The 23,122-nt window shown below is 69.2% G+C and carries 21 protein-coding genes; 15 read left to right on the plus strand and 6 right to left on the minus strand.

Annotated elements, in window-relative coordinates; translation table 11 throughout:
* Positions 1 to 9: 9 nt before the first annotated feature.
* Positions 10 to 969, minus strand: a complete 960-nt coding sequence (locus EOV43_RS05300; protein WP_128220006.1) for a phosphotransferase — start codon at positions 967 to 969, stop codon at positions 10 to 12.
* A gap of 189 nt (positions 970 to 1,158) precedes the next feature.
* On the opposite strand from EOV43_RS05300, the gene lepA reads away from it, so the two are divergent.
* The 3 genes from lepA to hemW all read left to right on the plus strand — a co-directional run bounded on the left by lepA (position 1,159) and on the right by hemW (position 6,459).
* Positions 1,159 to 3,048 (plus strand): translation elongation factor 4, encoded by a 1,890-nt coding sequence (gene lepA / locus EOV43_RS05305; protein WP_128220007.1) that lies wholly within the window; start codon positions 1,159 to 1,161, stop codon positions 3,046 to 3,048.
* Positions 3,049 to 3,282: 234 nt separating this feature from the next.
* Complete coding sequence (locus tag EOV43_RS05310) at positions 3,283 to 5,118, plus strand: AMP-dependent synthetase/ligase (protein ID WP_128220008.1); 1,836 nt, start codon at positions 3,283 to 3,285, stop codon at positions 5,116 to 5,118.
* A gap of 108 nt (positions 5,119 to 5,226) precedes the next feature.
* Positions 5,227 to 6,459: a radical SAM family heme chaperone HemW gene (gene hemW, locus EOV43_RS05315; protein WP_128220009.1), complete on the plus strand. Its 1,233-nt coding sequence runs from the start codon at positions 5,227 to 5,229 to the stop codon at positions 6,457 to 6,459.
* A 29-nt stretch (positions 6,460 to 6,488) separates the two neighbouring features.
* Here the strand turns inward: hemW and EOV43_RS05320 are convergent, their stop codons facing one another.
* Entirely contained in the window at positions 6,489 to 7,349 is an 861-nt protein-coding gene (locus EOV43_RS05320; protein ID WP_128220010.1) for a DUF3097 domain-containing protein, read from the minus strand.
* A gap of 80 nt (positions 7,350 to 7,429) precedes the next feature.
* A complete protein-coding gene (locus tag EOV43_RS05325; RefSeq protein ID WP_239022242.1) occupies positions 7,430 to 8,350 on the minus strand; it encodes an MBL fold metallo-hydrolase in 921 nt (306 codons plus the stop codon).
* A gap of 144 nt (positions 8,351 to 8,494) precedes the next feature.
* On the opposite strand from EOV43_RS05325, the gene hrcA reads away from it, so the two are divergent.
* From hrcA to EOV43_RS05340, 3 genes are all read left to right on the plus strand, one after another.
* Positions 8,495 to 9,532: a heat-inducible transcriptional repressor HrcA gene (hrcA, locus tag EOV43_RS05330; RefSeq protein ID WP_128220011.1), complete on the plus strand. Its 1,038-nt coding sequence runs from the start codon at positions 8,495 to 8,497 to the stop codon at positions 9,530 to 9,532.
* Between the two features lie 73 nt (positions 9,533 to 9,605).
* Positions 9,606 to 10,778, plus strand: a complete 1,173-nt coding sequence (gene dnaJ / locus EOV43_RS05335) for a molecular chaperone DnaJ (RefSeq protein WP_128220012.1) — start codon at positions 9,606 to 9,608, stop codon at positions 10,776 to 10,778.
* Position 10,779: 1 nt separating this feature from the next.
* Positions 10,780 to 11,523, plus strand: a complete 744-nt coding sequence (locus tag EOV43_RS05340; protein WP_128220013.1) for a 16S rRNA (uracil(1498)-N(3))-methyltransferase — start codon at positions 10,780 to 10,782, stop codon at positions 11,521 to 11,523.
* 90 nt (positions 11,524 to 11,613) lie between these two features.
* Here EOV43_RS05340 and EOV43_RS05345 read toward each other — a convergent pair whose 3' ends face one another.
* Positions 11,614 to 12,555: a Gmad2 immunoglobulin-like domain-containing protein gene (locus tag EOV43_RS05345; RefSeq protein ID WP_164878728.1), complete on the minus strand. Its 942-nt coding sequence runs from the start codon at positions 12,553 to 12,555 to the stop codon at positions 11,614 to 11,616.
* A 106-nt stretch (positions 12,556 to 12,661) separates the two neighbouring features.
* Here EOV43_RS05345 and EOV43_RS05350 point away from each other — a divergent pair, with 106 nt between their 5' ends.
* From EOV43_RS05350 to era, 8 genes are all read left to right on the plus strand, one after another.
* Complete coding sequence (locus EOV43_RS05350; protein ID WP_128220015.1) at positions 12,662 to 13,030, plus strand: histidine triad nucleotide-binding protein; 369 nt, start codon at positions 12,662 to 12,664, stop codon at positions 13,028 to 13,030.
* A gap of 101 nt (positions 13,031 to 13,131) precedes the next feature.
* Positions 13,132 to 14,217, plus strand: a complete 1,086-nt coding sequence (locus EOV43_RS05355; RefSeq protein WP_128220016.1) for a PhoH family protein — start codon at positions 13,132 to 13,134, stop codon at positions 14,215 to 14,217.
* A gap of 3 nt (positions 14,218 to 14,220) precedes the next feature.
* Positions 14,221 to 14,742, plus strand: coding sequence for an rRNA maturation RNase YbeY (gene ybeY, locus EOV43_RS05360; RefSeq protein WP_128220017.1), 522 nt, complete (start codon positions 14,221 to 14,223; stop codon positions 14,740 to 14,742).
* A complete protein-coding gene (locus EOV43_RS05365) occupies positions 14,739 to 15,095 on the plus strand; it encodes a cytidine/deoxycytidylate deaminase family protein (RefSeq protein WP_206611399.1) in 357 nt (118 codons plus the stop codon). The genes ybeY and EOV43_RS05365 overlap by 4 nt, the downstream gene beginning before the upstream one ends.
* 131 nt (positions 15,096 to 15,226) lie before the next feature.
* Positions 15,227 to 16,642 carry an FAD-binding oxidoreductase gene (locus EOV43_RS05370; protein WP_239022243.1) on the plus strand — a complete coding sequence of 472 codons (1,416 nt, stop codon included), beginning with the start codon at positions 15,227 to 15,229 and terminating at the stop codon, positions 16,640 to 16,642.
* Positions 16,639 to 17,979, plus strand: a complete 1,341-nt coding sequence (locus EOV43_RS05375) for an SAM-dependent methyltransferase (protein WP_206611400.1) — start codon at positions 16,639 to 16,641, stop codon at positions 17,977 to 17,979. Before EOV43_RS05370 ends, EOV43_RS05375 begins: the two co-directional genes overlap by 4 nt.
* Positions 17,980 to 18,037: 58 nt before the next feature.
* Positions 18,038 to 18,799: a siderophore-interacting protein gene (locus EOV43_RS05380; protein ID WP_128220018.1), complete on the plus strand. Its 762-nt coding sequence runs from the start codon at positions 18,038 to 18,040 to the stop codon at positions 18,797 to 18,799.
* Positions 18,796 to 19,728: a GTPase Era gene (gene era, locus EOV43_RS05385; RefSeq protein ID WP_128220019.1), complete on the plus strand. Its 933-nt coding sequence runs from the start codon at positions 18,796 to 18,798 to the stop codon at positions 19,726 to 19,728. The genes EOV43_RS05380 and era overlap by 4 nt, the downstream gene beginning before the upstream one ends.
* A gap of 96 nt (positions 19,729 to 19,824) precedes the next feature.
* Here era and EOV43_RS05390 read toward each other — a convergent pair whose 3' ends face one another.
* A complete protein-coding gene (locus tag EOV43_RS05390; RefSeq protein ID WP_128220020.1) occupies positions 19,825 to 20,652 on the minus strand; it encodes a septum formation family protein in 828 nt (275 codons plus the stop codon).
* On the minus strand, positions 20,649 to 21,146 hold the full coding sequence (locus EOV43_RS05395; protein WP_128220021.1) for a flavodoxin family protein: 498 nt from the start codon (positions 21,144 to 21,146) through the stop codon (positions 20,649 to 20,651). The genes EOV43_RS05390 and EOV43_RS05395 overlap by 4 nt, the downstream gene beginning before the upstream one ends.
* A 191-nt stretch (positions 21,147 to 21,337) precedes the next feature.
* Here EOV43_RS05395 and leuA point away from each other — a divergent pair, with 191 nt between their 5' ends.
* Positions 21,338 to 23,119, plus strand: a complete 1,782-nt coding sequence (leuA, locus tag EOV43_RS05400; protein WP_128220022.1) for a 2-isopropylmalate synthase — start codon at positions 21,338 to 21,340, stop codon at positions 23,117 to 23,119.
* The last annotated feature ends 3 nt before the right edge of the window (positions 23,120 to 23,122 follow it).

Here is a 23,122-nt window from a genome sequence, read left to right on the forward strand (position 1 = left end):
CGCCGGTTGTCACCACCCGCGACGATCGGCCAGCCATTGCCAGCAAGCCGATCCCGTCCAGTACTGGTGGTCACGCACGTGCGGTGAGTTCGGCGGAACCGAGCCACACCCTGCCCGGACAAAATAGCCCGCCATCAGGGCAAGGAGCGAATCAACGGCCTCCGCGGGCGCCGAGGCCAGCAGGGGGCGATCTGCGATCACCGCGTCGACGTCCACTCCGTCACCACGTGCAGCCACCAGCAGCATGTACGAGTCCAGCCACTCCGGGCCTCTGGCGGGCCAGTTCCAGTCGCAGAAGAGTGCAGCCGAGTCTGGCGGCAGCAGCACGTCGTCGGCGCGCAGGTCGCCGTGCACGAGGGTCTCTCCGACGAGCAGGTCACGAGCACGTCGGGCCAGTACTGCCGCCTCGGCCGCCAGTTCGGCGGCGTTCTCGTCCGACGTCGGGGGAGTGAGCCCACGCCACGCACCGGCCCAGGCGGCGGTCTCGTCGGCGAAGGTCGGCAGGTTCATCGCGGCGGGGGCGGGGGTGAACCGCTCCGCGATCTCGGCCAACGAGTCCAGGCAGGCCTCCAGATCCGCGAGCGACCACGGGCGGGCCACCGGTTCGGCGTCGACGAACTCGGTCGCGAAGACCACCCACTCGTCGTCCTCCTGCGACCACAGCAGAGCCGGCGCCGGGGCGTCGGGAGGCAGTTGACGCAACCGGGCGAGCTCCTCGGCGTAGGACGCTGCGAAGGAGGCCTGAGCGCGGTGAGAGGCGACCTTGACGAAATGCTGCGAGCCGTCGGCGCAGGTCAGCACCGACGCCATCCCGGGAGTGAAGCCGGCCTCGATCGACTCCGCGCCCAGCACCGGGGCGCCGCAGCGCTGCTCGATCCGGTCGCGCAGCAGGGGTGGGAGGTGGGCCCATTCGAGGCGGCGGGCGCTGTCCAGGGGAGGGACCGGGTACGGGGGGAACGACGTCGGCACGCCCCCATCCTGCCGTCGCGAGGGGCGTGGGCCGGGCTCATCGGTTCCCGTGGCGAGTCTCCCCGGGCTCCTGGGGTGCGCCGTCACCGTGGCCAGCGGTGCCCCGGTGTTTCCGTGGCTGCGTCCGGGCGTGGGACAATGGGTGATCCGTACGTAGTTGTCCCGTCGTGGACTGTGAGAAAGCAGCAGATGAGCCTCAACTCCGCGCCGAAGCCCGGCTCGACCCCGCCGTCGATCATTCGCAACTTCTGCATCATTGCGCACATCGACCACGGCAAGTCGACGCTGGCCGACCGCATGCTGCAGCTCACCGGCGTCGTCGACGCCCGTGCTGCCCGCGCGCAGTACCTCGACCGCATGGACATCGAGCGCGAGCGTGGCATCACGATCAAGTCGCAGGCCGTCCGCATGCCGTGGACGATCACCGACGAGGCCGCCGCCGCGCACGACACCGAGGCCGGCACCTATGTCCTCAACATGATCGACACCCCCGGTCACGTCGACTTCACCTACGAGGTCTCGCGTTCCCTCGAGGCGTGCGAGGCCGCGATCCTGCTGGTCGACGCCGCCCAGGGCATCGAGGCCCAGACGCTGGCCAACCTCTACCTGGCGATGAGCGCTGACCTGCACATCATCCCGGTCCTCAACAAGATCGACCTCCCGAGCGCCAACCCCGAGAAGTACGCCGCCGAGCTGGCCGGCCTCGTGGGCTGTGAGCCGGAGGACGTCCTGCGTGTCTCCGCCAAGAGCGGCGTCGGCGTCGAGGAGCTCCTCAACGAGATCGTCAAGCAGATCCCGGCCCCGGTCGGTGACGCGGACGCTCCCGCCCGTGCCCTGATCTTCGACTCCGTCTACGACACCTACCGCGGCGTGATCACCTACGTCCGTGTCGTCGACGGTGAGCTCACCCACCGCGACCGCATCAAGATGATGTCGTCCAACGCCACCCACGAGCTCCTCGAGCTCGGCGTGATCAGCCCCGAGCAGGTCAAGTCCGACAAGATCGGCGTCGGAGAGGTCGGCTACCTGATCACCGGGGTGAAGGACGTCCGTCAGTCCCGCGTCGGTGACACCATCACCACCCAGAACGGTGCTGCCACCGAGTCCCTGGGCGGCTACAAGCACCCCAACCCGATGGTCTACGCCGGTCTCTACCCGATCGACGGCGACCAGTTTGGTGACCTGCGCGAGGCGCTGGAGAAGCTCCAGCTCAACGACGCCGCCCTCACCTACGAGCCGGAGACCTCCGGCGCACTCGGCTTCGGTTTCCGTTGCGGCTTCCTCGGCCTGCTGCACATGGAGATCACCCGCGACCGCCTGGAGCGTGAGTTCAACCTCGACCTCATCTCGACCGCACCCAACGTGGTCTACGAGGTCGTCATGGAGGACACCTCCCGCGTCGAGGTGACCAACCCGAGCGAGTTCCCCGAGGGCAAGATCCACGAGATCCTCGAGCCGGTCGTGCGAGCGACGATCCTGTCGCCGTCCGACTACATCGGCACGATCATGGAGCTGTGCCAGACCAAGCGCGGCAACCTGCTCGGCATGGACTACCTCTCCGAGGACCGCGTCGAGATGCGTTACACCCTGCCCATGGGTGAGATCGTCTTCGACTTCTTCGACCAGCTGAAGTCGCGCACCAAGGGCTACGCCTCCCTCGACTACGAGCGCAAGGGCGAGCAGGCGGCCGACCTGGTCAAGGTCGACATCCTGCTCCAGGGCGAGCCGGTCGACGCGTTCAGCGCGATCGTGCACCGCGACTCCGCCTACGGCTACGGCGTCCAGATGGTCGCCAAGCTCAAGGAGCTCATCCCGCGCCAGCAGTTCGAGGTGCCGATCCAGGCGGCCATCGGTGCCCGCGTGATCGCCCGCGAGAACATCCGCGCGATCCGCAAGGACGTCCTCGCCAAGTGCTACGGCGGCGACATCAGCCGTAAGCGCAAGCTGCTCGAGAAGCAGAAGGAGGGCAAGAAGCGCATGAAGATGGTCGGACGCGTGGAGGTCCCCCAAGAGGCCTTCGTGGCTGCTCTGGCCACCGGTGGTGGCGGCGCGACCGCTGGAGCCGAGACCAAGAAGTGAGCCCTGTGGCGGTCCTCTGACCTGCCGCGAGCGTGAAGCCCTTCCCTTCGGGGAGGGGCTTCGTGCATTTCGAGGTGCGGTCCTGCGCACGTACCCAGTCTGGGGGAGTGGTCCGGCCAAATGCGTCAAGCGTTTGGAATGGCCTGTTGCTCGTCGCCGGAGTGATCTAGGTTACGTCGCAAGCAAACAGCTCAGGACGCGGAGGGCGTTTTGACGCAAGTGCAGGGGAGACACATGCAGCAGCCGATCACGTTCGACACCAGTTTCCTGGAGACGATGCACCCGAACGTCGCGGTGCAGTTCTGGGACCGCGTGGCCAAGACACCGCAACGAGAGGCGTTCCGGTACGTCACCAAGGCGGAGACCTGGGAGTCGGTCACCTGGGCCCAGTCCGGAGACTCGGTCGCCAAGATCGCCGGTGGTCTGCTCGCTCTGGGCCTCCAGCCCGAGATGCGTGTCGGTCTGGCCTCCAGCACCCGCTACGAGTGGATCCTCGCCGACATGGCCGTGATGGCCGCGGCGGGCGCCACCACCACCGTCTACCCGACCACCCACGAGGAGGACACGGCCTACATCCTGGCCGACTCCGAGTGTCGGGTCGTTTTCGCCGAGGACGACGAGCAGGTCAAGAAGCTCGTCAACCGCAAGGCCGAACTGCCCTACGTCGCCAAGGTCGTCACCTTCGAGGGGACCGCCGACGGCGACTGGATCATCACCCTGGACGAGCTCGTTGCTCTCGGACAGGCCTACCTCGATGCCAACCCCGGCGTCCTGGAGCGCATCGCCTCGGAGATCGCTCCCGACCAGCTCGCGACTCTCGTCTACACCTCCGGCACGACCGGGCGTCCCAAGGGCGTGCGCCTCGTGCACCGCTCCTGGGTCTACGAGGGTTCCGCGATCGCGTCGCTCGGCATCCTCAGCGAGGACGACCTGCAGTTCCTGTGGTTGCCGATGGCCCACGTCTTCGGCAAGGTCCTGCTCTCCACCCAGATGGCCTGCGGCTTCGCCACCGCGATCGACGGCCGCGTCGACAAGATCGTCGACAACCTCGCCGTCGTCCAGCCGACCTTCATGGGGGCGGCCCCCCGCATCTTCGAGAAGGCCTACAGCCGGATCATCACGATGCAGGAGGCGGAGGGTGGCCTCAAGGAGAAGATCTTCACCAAGGCCTTCGCCGTCGGCCGCGAGGTGGAGGCACTCAAGGAGGCCGGCAAGCCGATCCCCGGTGGCCTGGGCTTCCAGCACAAGCTCTTCGACAAGCTCGTCTACTCCAAGATCCGGGCCCGTTTCGGTGGCCGGGTGCGGTTCTTCATCTCCGGTGCCGCCGCGCTCAACAGCGACATCGCCCAGTTCTTCAACGTCGCAGGCATCCAGATCCTCGAGGGCTACGGCCTCACCGAGGTCTCCGCGGGTGCGTTCGTGAACCACCCCGACCACAACAAGTTCGGCACCGTCGGGTTCCCGTTCCCCGGCACCGAGGTCAAGCTCGGTCCCGGGGACGAGGTGCTCGTGCGTGGTCCCGGCGTCATGGAGGGGTACCACAACCTCCCCGAGGCCACGGCGAAGGAACTCGACGCCGAAGGCTGGTTCCACACCGGAGACAAGGGCTCGCTCGACGAGCTGGGCCGTCTCTCCATCACCGGTCGCATCAAGGAGCTCTTCAAGACCTCAGGCGGCAAGTACGTCGCCCCGCCGGCGATCGAGGCGAAGTTCAAGGCCGTGTGTCCCTACGCCAGCCAGTTCATGGTCTTCGGTGCGGAGCGCAACTACTGCGTCGCACTGGTCACCCTCGACCCGGACGCCATCGCGGGCTGGGCCCAGGAGAACGGTCACGCCGGCAAGTCCTACACCGAGCTCGTCAACCTCCCGGAGGTCCAGCGACTCATCGACGGTCACGTCCAGGAGACCAACGCGGCGCTCAACCGCTGGGAGACCGTGAAGAAGTGGCGCATGCTCGACCACGACCTGACGATCGAGTCCGGTGAACTCACCCCCTCGATGAAGGTCAAGCGCAACGTCGTCGAGAACAACTACTCCGACATCATCGAAGCGATGTACGCCGAGAACTGATCCTCGCCGCACCCGCGAGGCCACGAGGGCGTCGTCCTGACCAGCACCGGTCAGGGCGGCGCCCTTCGCGGTTCTCCGGTGCTGTCCGGCCTGTGATGGACTGGAGTCGTGCCTTCAGCCCTGCCCGACGGCGAGCCCGTCCCCACCGACGGATCGCTGCCCGCCCACGCCCTCGACGGTGCTGACACCCGACCCCTGGGCGTCTACCTGCACGTCCCGTTCTGCACGGTGCGCTGTGGGTACTGCGACTTCAACACCTACACCGCCCCCGAGCTCGGTGACGTCACCGGGGCTTCGATCGCGACCTACGCCGACGCCGCTGTGGCTGAGGTCGACCTGGCCCGCCGGGTTCTGGCCGCCGACACCCGCCAGGTGGAGACCATCTTCTTCGGTGGTGGAACGCCGACGCTGCTGCCGGCCGCCGACCTGGTGAAGATGCTGCACGCCGTGCGTGACCGCTTCGGTCTGGCCGACGGCGTCGAGGTGACCACCGAGGCTAACCCTGACTCCGTGACCCCGGCGTCGTTGGCCGCGCTGCGCGAGGGCGGCTTCACCCGCCTCTCCTTCGGCATGCAGTCCGCCGTCCCGCACGTGCTGGCCACCCTGGATCGCACCCACAACCCTGACCGCGTCCCCCAGGCGGTGGCCTGGGCGCGTGAGGCCGGTTTCGACCAGGTCAGCCTCGACCTGATCTACGGCACCCCCGGCGAGAGCCACGACGACTGGAAGAAGTCGCTCGACGTCGCTCTGGAGAGCGAGCCCGACCACGTCTCGGCCTACGCCCTGATCGTGGAGAACGGCACCGCCCTGGCACGCCGGATCCGCCGCGGCGAGATCCAGATGCCCGACGACGACGACCTCGCCGACAAGTACCTGATCGCCGAGGAACGGCTCACGGCCGCCGGTCTGAACTGGTACGAGGTCTCGAACTGGTCCCGTGACGAAGCGTCCGAGTGCCGTCACAACGTCCTGTACTGGACGGGTGCGGACTGGTGGGGCGTCGGGCCGGGGGCGCACTCCCACGTCGGCGGCACCCGGTTCTGGAACGTCAAGCATCCCGCCGCCTACGGCAAGCGTCTCGCCGAGGGAGTCACCCCGGCCGCCGGCCGCGAGGTCCTGGAGACGGGCGACCAGTACGTCGAGCGGGTCCTGCTCGAAGTCCGACTGGCCCGCGGCATCGCGCTGTCCGACCTCGACGCCTACGGCCGGTCGCGGGTCGCCCAGCTCACCGCCGACGGACTCGTCCAGGTGGCCGGCGACGAGGGCGCCCAGCGCATGGTGCTCACCCTGCGCGGACGCCTGCTCGCCGACGCCGTGGTCCGCGACCTGCTCGAGGACTGAGCCCCGGCGCCGTCAGGAACCCGGCATTGTCAGGAACCCGGTGCAGTCACGAAGTCGATCAGTTCCTCGACCCGTCCCAGCAGGGCCGGGTCGAGGTCCTGGAAGCCACGCACGCCACCCAGGATGTGCTTCCAGGCCCGGGCGATGTCGGCCTGGTCACGGTGCGGCCAGCCCAGCTGCTGGCAGGTGCCCTTCTTCCAGTCGATGGTGCGCGGCACCTTCGGCCACTCGGCGAACCCAAGACGCTGCGGCTTCACGGCCTGCCAGATGTCGATGAACGGGTGGCCCACGATCAGGACGTCCTTGCCGACGTCGGAACGCATGATGTTGTGTGCGATCCGGGACTCCTTGGAGCCCTTGACCAGGTGGTCCACCAGGACACCCACGCGTCGTCCGGGGCCCGGCTTGAAGTCACGTAGGTGGTCGGCGAGGTCGTCGACACCACCGAGGTACTCCACGACGACACCCTCGATCCGGAGGTCGTCGCCCCAGACCTTCTCGATCAGCTCGGCGTCGTGGCGACCCTCGACGTAGATCCGGGACTGTCGCGCCACGCGCGCCTTGGCGTCGTGCACGGCGATCGAACCCGACGCGGTCCGGGTCGCCTTCTCGGGTGCCTTGACCTGCACCGGGGGAGTGAGGATCACCGGCTTGCCCTCCAGCATGAAGCCGGGGCCCATCGGGAAGACCTTCCGCTTCATGCGGCGGTCCTCCAGCGTGATGGTGCGCAGGTCGCGGTCGATGCCGACGATCTCGCCGCACCAGTCGCTGGTGACCTCCTCGATCACCAGGCCGAGTTCGGCGGGACGTTCGGTGGCGCGTCCGTTCTTGGGGGCACGCCAGTCGCCGGCGAGCACGTCATTTCCGTAGCGGGAGGTGGGGGAAGACACGGGACAACGCTAGGGGGTGACGGCGACGGCTCTGAGCGCGACTCGCCTGCAACGCCGGGATCGGGACCCTGCTCTCCCGCTCACGCCAGCGGCAGGCGCCGCGCAGGCCCGAACGCCGTCGCAGGCAGGTGGGCGTACCCCCGACGCACCGCCTCGACGAGGTGTTCACGCGGCCACGGCCACTGCGCCGCGTCAAGTGCGTCGTCGACGCTGACGCCTGAGGACGCCAGCCCGCGCACGGTGTCCGCGACCCGGTGCACGTCGTCGGCCTGGGCCTCGACGAAGGCGCGGTCCACGACGTCGCCGTGCCCGGGCACCACGACGGTGCCCGGACGCAACAGCCCCAGGAGCGAGTCGACGGTGCCGGGCCACGCCAGCGGATGGGAGTCGTCGCCGTAGCAGGGTGGCCCGGACTCCTCGACCAGGTCACCCGCCACGAGCAGGTCGGCGTCCGGGACGTGCACCACGGCGTCGCCAGCGGTGTGCCCGGCGCCCAGGTGCAGCACCTCGACCACGCGGTCGCCGAGGTCGAGGACCCGCGCGGACGAGAACGTCTCGGTCGGTACCCGGAGGATGGTGGCAGCGACGTCGTCGTGGTGGCCGTCGGAGTCAGGATGTCCGGGCTCGGAGAGAGTGCGGCGCATCGCTTCACCGTCCCGGGCCAGTTCGGCGGCAGCCGCCTCGTGGGCCACGAGCACCGCGTCGGGCCAGGTGTGGAGGAGTTCGTCGTTGCCGAACGTGTGGTCGAAGTGCCAGTGCGTGTTGAGCACCGTGTGCACGCCCGATGCTCCGGCGAGCGGTCGCAGGGTCTCGACCAGGGCGCGGGCCGCAGCGGCGGAGCCGAGTGAGTCGACGACGACGAGTCCGGCGGCGCTGCCCACGACGGTGACGTTGACGTCCAGCCATGGGTGACGCACCACCCACACCCGGTCGGCGACCTCGCGCAGTGCGCCGCGTCGTGGCTCGTCAGCAGGGGTGGGGGCAGAGGGGTTGGACGTCACGGAGTGAGCGTAGTGGTGGGTCCGGACGCTAGACTGGCACTCGTCCGTGTGGAGTGCCAGAGGTTGAGGCCAGTGGCGCGCCCCGGACCAGACGCCGGGCCCGACCCGGTCATCCAGTGCAGGACGTACGACGAGGAGAGCACCATGGTGGACGACCGCAAGCTCGCCGTGCTCCGGGCGATCGTGGAGGACTACGTCGCCACCGAGGAGCCCGTCGGGTCCAAGGCGCTGGTGGAGCGTCACGGCCTCGGGGTCTCCCCGGCCACCGTGCGCAACGACATGGCGGTGCTGGAGGACGAGGGCTACATCCACCAGCCCCACACCAGCGCCGGACGTGTGCCCACCGACAAGGGCTACCGACTCTTCGTGGACCGCCTCGCCACGCTCAAGCCGATGTCGAGCGCCGAGAAGCGCGCGATCTCGTCGTTCCTCGACGGCGCGATCGACCTCGACGACGTCGTGCAGCGTTCGGTCCGCACCTTGTCGCAACTGACCCACCAGGTCGCAGTGGTCCAGTACCCGACGCTGTCACGCTCCACGGTGCGCCACGTCGAGTTCGTGGCACTGGCCCCGACCAAGGCCCTGATGGTGCTGATCCTCTCCAGCGGGCGCGTCGAGCAGCGGCTCGTCGACGTTCCCGGGGGAGACCTGCTGACCTCGGGCCTGGACGATCGGCTCCTCGCTGACCTGCGCACCCGGGTGAACCGGGTCGCCGCCGGCCAGCGCATCTCCGACGCCACCACGGCCCTGCGTGCGCTCGTCGACGAGGTCGTCCCCGCCGACGCGCCCGTCTACGGCGTCGTCGCCGAGGCGCTCGTGGAGGCGATGAGCGACCACCGCCGTGACCAGCGCGTCGCCGTCTCCGGCACCGCCCAGCTGGCGCGGTACGGCGACGACTTCGACCGCTCGGTGCGGCCGCTGCTCGAGGCGCTCGAGGAGCAGGTGGTGATGCTCAAGCTGCTCGGCGAGGCCAGCGCCGACGGTGCCCTCACCGTCACCATCGGTCAGGAGGGTCCCTACAGCGAGCTCTCCGCGACCAGCGTCGTCGCCTCCGGGTACGGCCCCCAGGAAGCGATGGCCAGCCTCGGCGTCGTCGGGCCCACCCGCATGGACTACCCCAGCACGATGGCCTCGGTGCACGCCGTGGCCCGCTACCTCTCCCGGGTGCTCGGCGACGTGTGAGGCCCCCGGCCCCACCACCGCGTCACCCCTGACCCCCTTTCCGACCAGTCACACACGCACGACAAGGACTCACGTGAGCCAGGATCTGTACGAACTCCTCGGTGTCGACCGCGACGCGGACGCCGACGCCATCAAGAAGGCGTACCGCCGTCTCGCCCGGAAGTACCACCCGGACGTGAACCCCGACCCGGAGGCACAGGAGAAGTTCAAGGAGGTCTCGACCGCCTACGAGGTGCTGTCCGACCCCCAGAAGCGCTCCCACTACGACCGCGGCGGCGACCCGTTCGGTGGCCAGGGCGGCTTCGGCGGCCAAGGCGGCAACTTCTCCTTCACCGACATCATGGACGCCTTCTTCGGCGGCCAAGGTGGTGCCGGCGGTGGCCGCGGTCCCCGTCCGCGCACCCGCCGTGGGCAGGACGCCCTGATCGCGATCCAGGTCGAGCTCGCCGAGGCCGCCTTCGGTGTGACCCGCGAGATCAAGGTCGACACCGCGGTGCTGTGCGACTCCTGCCACGGCGCCGGGACCGCCCCCAACACCCAGCCGGTCACCTGTGAGACCTGCCGCGGCGCCGGTGAGGTCGCCCAGGTGCAGCGCTCGTTCCTCGGCGAGATGCGCACTCTGCGTGCCTGCCCGGCCTGCCAGGGCCACGGCTCGATCATCCCCGACCCGTGCCGGGAGTGCGCCGGTGACGGTCGCGTCCGTTCCCAGCGCACCCTCAAGGTCCGCATCCCCGCCGGTGTCGACGACGGCACCCGTGTCCAGCTCTCCGAGCAGGGCGAGGTCGGTCCCGGTGGCGGCCCCTCGGGCGATCTGTACGTCGAGATCCGGGTCGCGGAGCACGAGACGTTCGTCCGCAACGGCAACGACCTGCACTGCACCCTCTCGGTCCCGATGACTGCTGCCGCGCTCGGCACCACCGTCACCCTCGACCTGCTCGAGGCCGAGGTGAAGCTCGAGGAGGGCGACGAGGAGCTCGTCGCCACCCACGAGTTCGAGATCAAGGCCGGCACCCAGTCCGGCACCGAGTTCACGGTGCGCGGCAAGGGTGTTCCCGGCCTGCGCGGCGGCCGCGGCGACCTCGTGGTCACCGTGGTCGTCGAGACCCCGACCAAGCTCTCGGGTCGCGAGGAGGAACTGCTGCGCGAGCTCGCCGCCCTGCGTGGCGAGGAGAGCGTGAGCGGCAAGATGCGCGACTCCTCCAAGTCCGCCTTCGGACGCCTGCGCGACGCCTTCCGGGGACACTGAGATGAGCCTCCCGGTCCACGTCGTCGACGACCTCACCGGCGCCGTCGTCGGCGGTGAGGTCGAGGTGCGCGGCGACGAGGCGCACCACGCCGTCCAGGTCCGTCGGATGACGGCCGGTGAACGCGTCGTCCTCACCGACGGTCGGGGCACCGCCGTCACCGGACCGGTGGCCAGCACCGGCAAGAAGGTCTTCACCGTGAGCGTCGAGGAGCGCGAGGTGCACGAGCACCCCGAGCCTCGTTTCACCGTCGTCCAGGCCCTGCCCAAGGGGGAACGCGGTGAGCTCGCCGTCGAGGTGCTCACTGAGGTCGGTGTCGACACCGTCGTGCCGTGGGCCGCGTCCCGTTCGGTCGCGGTGTGGCGTGGTGAGCGTGCGGTGAAGTCGCACGCCAAGTGGTCCAACGCCGCGCGCGAGGCGGCCAAGCAGTCGCGCCGCGTCTGGCACCCCGAGGTGACGCCGATGGCGTCGACCGAAGAGGTCCTGCGTCTCGTCGCCGAGGCTGACGTGGCGCTGGTGCTCCACGAGGAGGCCACCGAACCTCTGGCCGCGGTCCCGGTGCCCGCCACCGGACGGATCCTGCTCGTCGTCGGCCCCGAGGGCGGTGTCGCCCCCGACGAGGTGACCGCCCTGCGTGAGGCTGGTGCGCACGTGGTCCGTCTGGGCAGCGAGGTCCTGCGGACCTCGACCGCCGGCGTCGTGGCGGTCGGCGCCCTGTTGGCGCGTTCGCCCCGCTGGGGAGCCTGAGCGTCCAGGGGCTCCGAACGCCGTCGTGAGACACACGCAGGGTCCGACCGGTCACCGGTCGGGCCCTGCGTCGTCGTGCGCCGCTGTCGCTCAGCGCACCGTGAACGCCTTGCTGTCCTCGGTGGGGCCGAAGCCCTCCTCGCCCTCGCCCGTCTCGCCGTTCGCGGCGACGAAGACGTACTGGCCCGGCTCGAGGGAGGAGACGTCGACGGAGGTCTCGAAGGGGTAGAGCTTGTCCATCCAGCCCTCGGCGGTGGCGCTGCCGTTCAGCACGACCTCACCGTCGGCCTCGATCCGCCACTGGACGGTGGCCTCGTCGGCGTTCGCGACGCCGGCCACGGCCAGGGTTCCGCGCGCGGTGCTCGCGCCCTGCGCGGGAGTGGTGAGGTTGACCCCGGCGAGGACGTCGAGCGGGTCGGCCGCGGTGACGGGCTCGGAGACGTCGACACCGAACAGGGTCGCGGGACCGGAGGGGCGCTCGAACCGGACCGGGAGGCGGTCCCCAGCCACGGCCTGGAGAGTGTGGACGAGCTGCTGGATCGCGAGCTCGGCCTCGTCGGTCTCCATCCCGTCGGGGGCCTGGGTGAAGGCGTCTGCCTTCAGGGTGACGGTGATCGTGCCGTCGCCGGTGGCGACGGAGTCGAGCGCCATTCCGGGCCACAGGGTGCGGTAGTCGGGGTCGAGGGCGCCGCCGCCGTCGACCAGGCGGGCGGCCTCGGTCAGGGCATCGCCGGTGACGTTGCGGAACTCACGGAACAGGCGGGGCCCGGCCGGGGTGCTGCCGACGAAGTACACCGCCACGGCGCGGGGCGCGGCGGACGTGTTGCCGGCGTCGTCGCCCGTGGAGGGAGTGCTGGGAGTGGCTGCGTCCTCCGGTGCCTCGTCGGTGGGGGCCGGCGTGGTGGTGGCACCGGCGTGCGGGGTGCTGCCCGTGGGCTCGGGCTCGTCGGTGCCGCACGCGGTCAGACCGAGAGCCAGGGTCGCGGCGAGCGCCAGAGTGGTGGCACGGCGGGGAAGAAGCAGCGCGTTCATGTGACGAGAGTAGTCCAGAGGTGCCTGTGGGAGGGGTCGCCGAGGACCCGAAAGAAGCGTCGACGCGGCCCGAGACAGTGTTCGCGAGCCTGCGTAGGGTGTGCCCATGACCGAAGCACCGACGGGCCAGCCCCAGGCTGACTGCCTCTTCTGCAAGATCGTGGCCGGCGAGATCCCGGCCACCGTGGTGGCCGAGACCGCGACCACGCTCGCCTTCCGTGACGTCTCCCCACAGGCCCCCACCCATGTCCTCGTGGTGCCGCGCAGCCACCACGAGAACGCCGCCGCGGTGGCCGAGGCCGAGCCCGGCGTCGTCGCCGACCTCTTCACCACCGCTCGCGCGGTGGCCGAGGCCGAGGGCCTGGGTGGCGACTACCGCACCGTCTTCAACACCGGTGCCGGAGCCGGTCAGACCGTCTTCCACGCCCACCTGCACGTCCTCGGCGGACGCCCCCTCAACTGGCCCCCCGGCTGAACCCACGCCCGCGCCACGCCTGATCGAATGGGGTCGGGACCGGGCCCTCGCTACGATGGGGGTTCGGTTCCTCCCAAGGAAGGTCGCCCGTCCGGGCAGGCATGAGCGAGAGTCCCCTCAGCAGCAAGCACGTCGTGGTGATCCCTCCCGACGTCGACATGGTCCGGGTCCTGGGGCCCGGCGACGAGTACCTGGGCATCATCGAAGGTGCGTTCACCTGCGACGTCCACGTGCGCGGCAACCGGATCACCCTGCGCGGTGACTACCGCGAGGTCGACCTGGCCGACCAGTTGATCGCCCAGCTCGTCGAGATGGTTCGTCGCGGACAGGTGCTCACCAACGACGGCGTCGAGCAGTCGATCATGCTGCTGCGTCGCAAGCAGGAACGTCCCGTCGACGTGCTGGGGATGAACATCCTCACCAACCGCGGTCGCACGATCCGCCCCAAGACGCTCAACCAGAAGAAGTACGTCGACGCGATCGACGACAACACCATCACGTTCGGCATCGGCCCCGCCGGTACCGGCAAGACGTACCTCGCGATGGCCAAGGCCGTCCAGGCACTCAACGCCAAGAAGGTCAGCCGGATCATCCTGACCCGTCCCGCAGTCGAGGCGGGCGAGCGTCTGGGCTACCTGCCCGGCACACTGACCGAGAAGATCGACCCCTACCTGCGCCCGCTCTACGACGCGTTGCACGAGATGGTCGACCCCGAAGCGATCCCGAAGATGATGGAGACCGGTGTCGTCGAGGTGGCACCGCTGGCCTACATGCGTGGCCGCACCCTCAACGACGCGTTCATCATTCTTGACGAGGCCCAGAACACCTCGCCGGAGCAGATGAAGATGTTCCTGACCCGTCTGGGATTCGGATCCACGATCGTGGTCACCGGCGACATCACCCAGGTCGACCTCCCCGGCGGCGTCCGCTCAGGACTCAAGGTCATCGAGGAGATCCTTGACGGCGTCAAGGACATCTCCTTCCACCGCCTCACCTCCCACGACGTCGTCCGGCACGCGCTGGTCGGCAAGATCGTGGCCGCCTACGACCAGTTCGACGCCGCGAAGGAGGTCGAGCGACTCCGCGTCCAGGAGCACCGTGAGGCCCGCGCGGCGAAGTCCGACGCCGCGTCCAAGGACGCCGCCGGCACCTCCAGCCAGAACCCCCGTCCCGCCAAGGAGCGCTGACGCATGAGCATCGAGATCCTCAACGAGTCCGAGCAGCAGCTCGACGTCATCGAGCTGGCCCGACTGGCCCGCTTCGTCATGGACGCCATGCGCGTCCACCCCCAGGCCGAGCTCTGCATCAAGGCCGTCGACGAGGCGACCATCGCCGAGCTGAACGAGAACTGGATGGAGAAGGAGGGCCCCACCGACGTGCTGGCCTTCCCGATGGACGAGCTCCGTCCCGGCCTGGTCGACCAGGAGCCCGAGGAGGGCGTCCTGGGCGACCTCGTCCTGTGCCCCACGATCGCCGAGACCCAGGGTGAGACCGCTGGTCACGGCTACTGGGCCGAGGTCGAGCTCCTCACCACCCACGGCATCCTGCACCTGCTGGGCTACGACCACTACGAGCCCGAGGAGCACAAGGAGATGTTCGGTCTCCAGGACCAGCTCCTCGCCAAGTGGCGTGCGCTCCCGGCTGCCGACAAGGAAGCCATCGCCGGCCCCGACGTCGTCGACGACGAGCCCGTCGAGGGCGGTCAGGCGTGAGCGACGTGACCCCCCTCTCCGCCGAGGACAAGAAGCTCGTCACCCTGGCCCGCGCCACCCGCGCCCGGGTCGGTGCCGCCGAGGGCGCTGCCGTGCGTGACACCGACGGCCGCACCTACGCCGCCGCATCGGTGGACCTCGACTCCCTCAAGGTCTCCGCGCTGCAGGTCTGCGTCGCGATGGCGTTCGCGTCCGGTTCCGCCGGCCTCGAGGCGGCCGTGCGTCTCTCGGAGACTGCGGAGGTCACCGGCGCCGACGTGGCCGCGCTGGTCGAGTTCGGCGGCGACTCCGTCATCCTGCACGTGGGCGACCCCAAGGGTGCCGTCTCCTCCAGCAGCGTCGCGGCGGTCTGATCCCGGACACCGTACGAGTCGTCGACCCGGTCACCGCACTGCGGTGGCCGGGTCGTTCGCGTTGCGGGAACACACCAATTCGAGACCTCGACGCCCTCGACCGTTGCCGCTGATCGTCCTACGGTCGAAGGGTGAGCCAGACGGAAGCGTCACCCATCAGCCACGACCGCCAGGAAGCCCACCGTCTTCACGAGGCGGCCGTGGACCGGCTGCGTGCGTCCTACGCCGCGATCGCTGCGGGGGAGCCGGTACGGCTCGCCAAACGCACCACCAACCTGTTCCGACCCCGTGACCGAGCGGTGCGCGGGCTCGACGTCTCCGGCCTCGACGGTGTGATCGAGGTCGACCCGGTCACCCGCACCGCACTCGTCCAGGGGATGTGCACCTACGAGACGCTCACCGAGGCCACGCTGCACCACGGGCTGATGCCGCTGGTGGTGCCGCAACTGCGCACGATCACCATCGGCGGAGCCGTCACCGGTCTGGGGATCGAGTCCACCAGCCTGCGCAACGGCCTCCCACACGAATCGGTGCTGGAGATGGACGTCCTCACCGGCGACGGCCGTCTGGTCACGTGCTACCCCGGGGACGAGCTGTTCGACGCCTTCCCCAACTCCTACGGTTCGCTCGGCTACGTCGTGCGGCTCCTGATCGATCTGGAGCCGATCGGTGACCTGGTGGGCCTGCGTCACCTCCGGTTCCGCTCGTCGGCCGACTGGGTCCGTGCGGTGGCGGAGATCTCCCGCACCGGAGCCCACGCCGGGCTGCGGGTCGACGCCGTCGACGGAGTGGCCTTCGCCCCCGACGACCTGCGCCTGAGCCTGGCCACCTTCGACGTCGAGGTGGAGGGCCACGACTGGCACGGACAGCACGAACCGTCCGACTTCACCGGTGACGAGATCTACTTCCACTCCGTGCGGGACCGGCTCACCGACCTCGTCACCGCCGAGCAGTACCTGTGGCGCTGGGACACCGACTGGTTCTGGTGCTCGGGAGCCTTCGGCCTCCACGACCCCAAGATCCGTCGAATGTGGCCGCGGCGGTGGCGCCGCTCCGACGTGTACCAGCGCCTCGTCGGCCTCGACCACCGATTCGGCGTGATCCGACGTCTCGACGCGCGTGCCGGACGCCCCCAGCGTGAACGCGTGGTCCAGGACGTCGAGGTGCCGATCGAACGGACCGGGGAGTTCCTCGACTGGTTCGACGCCGAGGTGGGCATGCGTCCGCTGTGGCTGTGCCCGCTCCGGTTGCGTGGGGAGCACACCTGGCCGCTCTACCCCCTCGAGGCAGGGCGGACCTATGTGAACCTCGGTTTCTGGGGGACGGTGCAGGTGGGGCCCGACGCCCCGCACGCCCCCCGCAACCGCGCCGTCGAGGCGAAGGTCGCGGAGTTGGGAGGGCACAAGTCGCTCTACTCCGAGGCCTTCTACGACCGTGCCACCTTCGACCGTCTCTACGGCGGGGCCCATCTTGCTGCGGTGAAGCAACGCTTCGATCCCGAACACCGACTGACCGACGCCTACGACAAGGTGGTGAGGCGACGATGAGCGCCTTCTTCCGTACCGCTGACCCGCACGGATCGTCCGGAGGAGGCTCCGGCGGAGGAGCCCGGGACGAGGGCGGCACCAGCGACGTCGCGGGCACTCTGGCCAGCCTCTTCCGGGACGGGATGCCGGTGCGGCTCACGGCCTGGGACGGCAGCAGCGCCGGCCCTGCCGACAGCCTGCTGGGCCTGCACCTACGCTCAGAACGAGCGCTCTCCTACCTCGTCACCGCTCCCGGTGACCTCGGGATGGCGCGCGCCTGGGCGTCGGGAGACCTGGAGATCTCCGGTGCCCACCCCGGTGACCCCTACGACCTTCTGTTGCTGCTCCTGGACCGGATCGCGCTGCGGGTCCCCGGGCCGGGGGAGTTGGTCCGGCTGGTGCGCACCCTGGGCCCACGCACCTTCGTCCCGCCCACCCCGCCGCCGCAGGAGCACCTGCCGCGGTGGCGTCGTCTGGTGGAGGGGATGCGTCACTCCGAGGCGCGTGACGCCGAGGCGATCGAGCACCACTACGACGTCTCCAACGCGTTCTACTCCCACGTGCTAGGGGAGTCGATGGCGTACACCTGTGCGCTCTACACCGACGCGGACCGGACGCTGGAGCAGGCCCAGTACGACAAGTTCGACCTCGTGGCCCGCAAGCTCGAGCTCGCGCCCGGCCAGCGCCTCCTCGACGTCGGCTGTGGGTGGGGTGGGATGGCGATGCACGCGGCGCGGGAGTACGGCGTCCACGTCACCGCCGTCACCCTCTCGCCGTCCCAGGCGGAATGGGGACAGCGGGCCGTGCGCGAGGCAGGGCTGGAGGGCCTGGTCGAGATCCGTCACCAGGACTACCGCGAGGTGACCGAAGGGGACTTCGACGCGATCAGCTCGATCGGGCTGATGGAGCACGTCGGGGTGAAGAACTACGGCTCCTACTTCACGTTCCTGCGCGGCAAGCTGAAGCCGCAGGGGCGGCTGCTCAACCACTGCATCACCCGGCCGCACAACCACCCCGAGGAGGCCGGTGCCTTCATCGACCGCTACGTCTTCCCCGACGGGGAACTCACCGGTTCGGGGCGGATCGTCACCGAGGCCCAGGACGCCGGACTCGAGGTCGTGCACACCGAGAACCTGCGCAAGCACTACGCGATGACGCTGCGGGACTGGAACGCCAACCTCGTCGAGCACTGGGACGAGTGCGTCGCCGAGGCCGGGGCAGGGACCGCCCGGATCTGGGGTCTCTACCTGGCGGCGTCGCGACTGGGGTTCGAGCGCGACAAGATCCAGTTGCACCAGGTCCTGGCGGTGCGCACCGAGGACGGCGACGACGGTCTGGGTCTGCGTCCGCACTGGTGAGCCGAGGGCGACGGGCTGGTGAGTTCGTGGGTGGGCGGGCGCCGACTAGGCTTGAACGGTGAGCACCCGAGCACTGCAGTACACCGCCACGGTCCTGCGCCGTGAGCAGTTGAGCGACCACTTCGTCCGGATCGTCCTGGGCGGTGAAGGCCTGAGCGGCTTCACCTCGACCGGCATTCCTGACGAATGGGTCGGTCTGGTGGTGCCCGGTCAGTTCCAGTCGCGCTACTACACGGTGCGTTCGTGGGACGGCGTCGAGATGGTTCTCGACATCGTCGTCCACGAGGTCGGTCTGGTCACCGAATGGGCCGCTGGCGACTGCGTCGGTGACGAGGTCACCGTCCAGGAGGCCAAGGGTTCCTTCGAGCTCCCCGAAGGCGCGCAGTGGCTGATGCTCGTCGGCGACCTCACCGCGCTGCCGGCGATGGCCCGGATCGCGGAGGAGACCGACCTCCCCACCCGGATGTGGGCCGAGGTCCCCGACGACCTCGCCTCCTACCTCGCCGCCGCGACCGACGTGACCTGGCTGGACCAGCCCGGACACGGCACCTCCGCCCTGGCCGAGGCCGTCGAGAAGATCGACTGGCCCGAGGGCGAGGGGTACTTCTGGATGGCCGGCGAGTCCGCCCAGATGCGCGCCATCCGCAAGCACCTGATGCGCGAGCGCAAGCTTCCCACCAGCGCCTACGACGTGATGGGCTACTGGCGATCCGTCGCCGGACGACAGCCCCGCAAGATCGACCCGGTCCGCCCCTCGGCGGCCACCTCCAGTCAGGCCGACCAGGCCCAGACCACCTCCACCAGCAAGGACGACGCATGAACGAGAACACCACCCCCGAGCACCGGAGCGGGTTCGTCTCGTTCGTCGGCCGCCCCAACGCCGGCAAGTCGACGCTGACCAACGCGCTGGTCGGCAAGAAGGTGGTCATCACCTCCAACAAGCCGCAGACCACCCGTACGGTCGTGCGTGGCATCGTGCACCGCCCCGACGCCCAGCTGATCCTCGTCGACACCCCCGGCCTGCACCGCCCGCGCACCCTGCTGGGTGAGCGCCTCAACGACCTCGTGAAGACCACCTGGGCCGAGGTCGACGTCGTCGCGGTCTGCTTCCCCGCCAACGAGAAGCCGGGCCCCGGTGACCGTTTCATCGTCAACGAGCTGTCCAAGGTGCGTCGCAAGATCAAGGTCGCGATCGCGACCAAGACCGACCTCGTCAACCCCGAGCAGCTCGGTGAGCACCTGCTCGCCATCCAGGCGCTCGGCAAGGAGACCAACACCGACTGGGCCGAGATCATCCCGGTCTCCTCGGAGTCCGGCGACCAGATCGGTCTGCTCGCCGACCTCCTCGTCGGACTGCTGCCCGAGGGCCCGCAGCTCTACCCGGACGGCGACCTCACCGATGCCCCCGAGGAGATCCTGGCCGCTGAACTCATCCGCGAGGCCGCCCTCGAGGGTGTTCGCGACGAGCTCCCGCACTCCATCGCCGTCACGGTCGAGGAGATGGGCATGCGCGCCAACCGCGACCCCGAGAAGCCGCTCCTGGACGTGTTCGCCACGATCCACGTCGAGCGTGACTCCCAGAAGGGCATCCTGATCGGCAAGAAGGGCTCACGCCTCTCCGCCGTCGGCAAGGAGGCCCGTCAGCAGATCGAGGCCCTGCTCGGTTCGCCGGTCTACCTCGACCTGCACGTGCGCGTGGCCAAGGACTGGCAGCGCGACCCGCGTCAGCTCCGTCGCCTGGGTTTCTGAGCCTCAGCCAACACAGCCTCAGGCCACTCACGCACCAGTCAGAAGTGCTGCGGAACGTCCGTTCCGGCAGCACTTCTGACTGGTGCGTGGCTCATTTCAGGCGGGTGCCCAGCAGTACCCGTACCGCTGTCCGGCCTTCCACTGCGCCTTCGTGGGGCCTTCCTGGCCCCAGGTGACGTCGCGCTTGTTGCTGGCCACCGCGGTGGCGGCGTCGGTGCAGGGCTGGGTCAGGGTCGCAGCGATGGCCTTGCGTCCGGGGTACTTCTCACCCGACAGGTTGACCGTCGAGATCGCCTTCCACGAGTGCTTCTTGGCGCAGGCCACGTGGGTGAAGGTCTTCGAGCCGATCGATCCCTTCGCGCAGAGCTCGTACTTGGCTGCCCTCTCGGTGCCGATCGAGTCGCGCATGCCGCGCTTCACCTTGAGCAGCTTGCCGTTGCTGGGGGCGACGAGGTCACAGCGGTACCAGTCGGCACCCTGCTCCTCCTCCTCGATCGTCGGGGTGAACCACACTGTCGTCAGGACGCTGAGGCGACGCTGCTCCGACGTCCCGCCCAGGTAGGAGCGGAGCTTCTTCGGGCACGCCTTGGCGATCTGCTCCTGAGCGGAGGTGGAGTCCACCTGGTCTGCCTTCAACGTCCCGACGTGGAAGGTCAACGACGTCGACTTCGTGCACGACTCGCCAGCCACCGTCGCGGTCGGCGCCAGAGCGTCGTTCCAACTCAGGACGTGGCAGGACCCGACCTTCGGCTTCGGCGGGGGAGTCGGTTCAGGAGTGGGCGTCGGCGTCGCGGAGGCCGTCGGGCCGGGGGAGTCGCCGGCCTCGGGCGTGGAGTCCTCTCCACTGCAGGCAGAGACGCTCACCAGCAGGGCGGCACCCCACAGGGCCAGAGCGCGGGTGACGGTCCGGGGGCGGGAGCTCATGCGTCCTCCAAGGTGAGTGCGGCCAGGGTGGCCCCGAGTTCGAAGGCCCGGGCCTCATGATCCTCGGTGACCTCGCCCGTCAACGCCAACGGGGGCGCCGCACGACGCCAGGGAAGGGCCGCGACGAGCGACTCCACCGATCGGACCGCGCCGACGGTGTCGTAGTTGCCGTGCACCCACAGCGCCCACGGCACCCGAGGGCCGGAGGCAGGTCCGGTGCTGCCGGAACCGTCGGCGTCCAGGGCGCCGCCCAGGGCCAGGAACGAACGGTCGAAGAAGTGCTTCAACGCGCCGCTCATGTAGCCGAAGTTGGCCGGCGTCCCCAGCACCACCGCGTTGGCGGCGAGGACGTCGTCCGCGGTTGCGTCGAGGGCTTCGCGCACCACGACGACGACGCCCTCCAGGTCAGGGTGACGGGCGCCTGCCAGGACGGCGTCACCGAGGCGGCGCGTGGCGGCCGTGGGGCAGTGCTGGACGAGGAGCAGGCGAGGCATGGCACGAGCCTACGCACCGTGTCCTGCGACACCCCGGCTGTGGAAAGGTCACGAGGAGGCGTACATTTGGTTCCGTCATGATGAGTCTTCTTCTCCTTCGCTGCCGCAACGAGGCCTGAACAGCCGGCCCCCTCGTTGCGGAGTGCGTGCGCGTGCCGGTCGCCCATTCCGTATCTCTGTGAGGCACCTTCATGACCAACCTGAGCAACACCACCAACCAGCAGAAGACCAGCCCGATGCCGTTCGGGCGCTACAAGGCCTTCGAGCCCGTGACCGTTCCGGACCGCACCTGGCCGTCGAACAAGATCACCCGCGCTCCCCGTTGGCTCTCCACCGACCTGCGTGACGGCAACCAGGCCCTGATCGACCCGATGACCCCGGCCCGCAAGCTGAAGATGTTCGACCTGCTGGTCAAGATGGGTTACAAGGAGATCGAGGTCGGCTTCCCGTCGGCCTCGCAGACCGACTTCGACTTCGTGCGTGAGCTGATCGAAGGCGACCGGATCCCCGACGACGTCCAGATCTCGGTGCTGACCCAGGCCCGCGAGGACCTGATCTCGCGCACCGCCGAGTCGCTGGCCGGCGCGCCCCGCGCGTCGATCCACATGTACAACGCCACCGCGCCGATGTTCAAGCGTGTCGTCTTCGGCGTCACCGACGAACAGTGCATCGACATCGCGGTGCGCGGCACCGAGCTGGTGATGAAGTACGCCGAGAAGTTCGTTCCCGAGCTGGTCGGCTCGCAGGACTTCGGCTACGAGTACAGCCCGGAGATCTTCACCCAGTCCGACACCGACTTCGCCCTCGAGGTCTGTGAGCGCGTCTCCGACGTGTGGCAGCCCGAGGCCGGTCGCGAGATCATCCTGAACCTGCCCGCGACGGTCGAGATGTCGACGCCGAACACCTACGCCGACCAGATCGAGTACTTCTCGCGCGGTCTGACCCGTCGTGAGCACTCGGCGATCTCGCTGCACCCGCACAACGACCGGGGCACCGGTGTCGCGGCCGCCGAGCTGGGCATGATGGCCGGTGCTGACCGCGTCGAGGGCTGCCTGTTCGGCCACGGTGAGCGCACCGGAAACGTCGACCTGGTCACCCTCGGCATGAACCTGTTCAGCCAGGGCATCGACCCGCAGATCGACTTCGCGGTCGAAGGTGGCATCGACGAGATCCGTCGCACGGTGGAGTACTGCACCGGTCTGCCCGTGCACCCGCGTCACCCCTACGCCGGCGACCTCGTCTACACCGCCTTCTCCGGCTCCCACCAGGACGCGATCAAGAAGGGTCTGGAAGACCTGGAGCGTCAGGCCGAGGAGCAGGGCATCTCGGTGCGCGACATCGCCTGGGAGGCCCCGTACCTGCCGATCGACCCCAAGGACGTGGGCCGTTCCTACGAGGCCGTCATCCGCGTCAACTCCCAGTCGGGCAAGGGCGGTGTCGCCTACGTGCTGAAGGCCGAGCACAAGCTGGACCTGCCGCGTCGTGCGCAGATCGAGTTCTCCCGCGTCATCCAGGGTTACACCGACACCGAGGGTGGCGAGATCACCCCGGAGCGGATCTGGGACGTCTTCTCGGCCGAGTACCTGAACAAGGAGACGCCGCTCAAGCTGGACTCCGTTCACACCTCTTCGGCTGCGGGCGAGAAGGACCAGCTGAAGGCCCAGGTCTTCGTCGACGGTGAGCTGCGCGAGCTGGTGGGTGAGGGCAACGGCCCGATCGCGGCCTTCGTCGCGGCCCTCAACGAGCTGGCCGCCGACGAGCAGGCGCAGGGCAACCCGGTCTACGCGTCCCGTGGCGACGTCCGCGTCCTGGACTATGCCGAGCACGCCCTCAGCGAGGGTGGCGACGCAATCGCTGCGGCCTACGTCGAGTGTGCCGTGGGCGAGAAGATCGTCTGGGGCGTCGGGCTGGACGCCAACATCGTCACCGCTTCGCTGAAGGCAGTCATCAGCGCCGTCAACCGCGCTTCCTGACGC

The sequence above is a fragment of the Nocardioides yefusunii genome (assembly GCF_004014875.1).
Classification (GTDB): Bacteria; Actinomycetota; Actinomycetes; order Propionibacteriales; family Nocardioidaceae; genus Nocardioides; species Nocardioides yefusunii.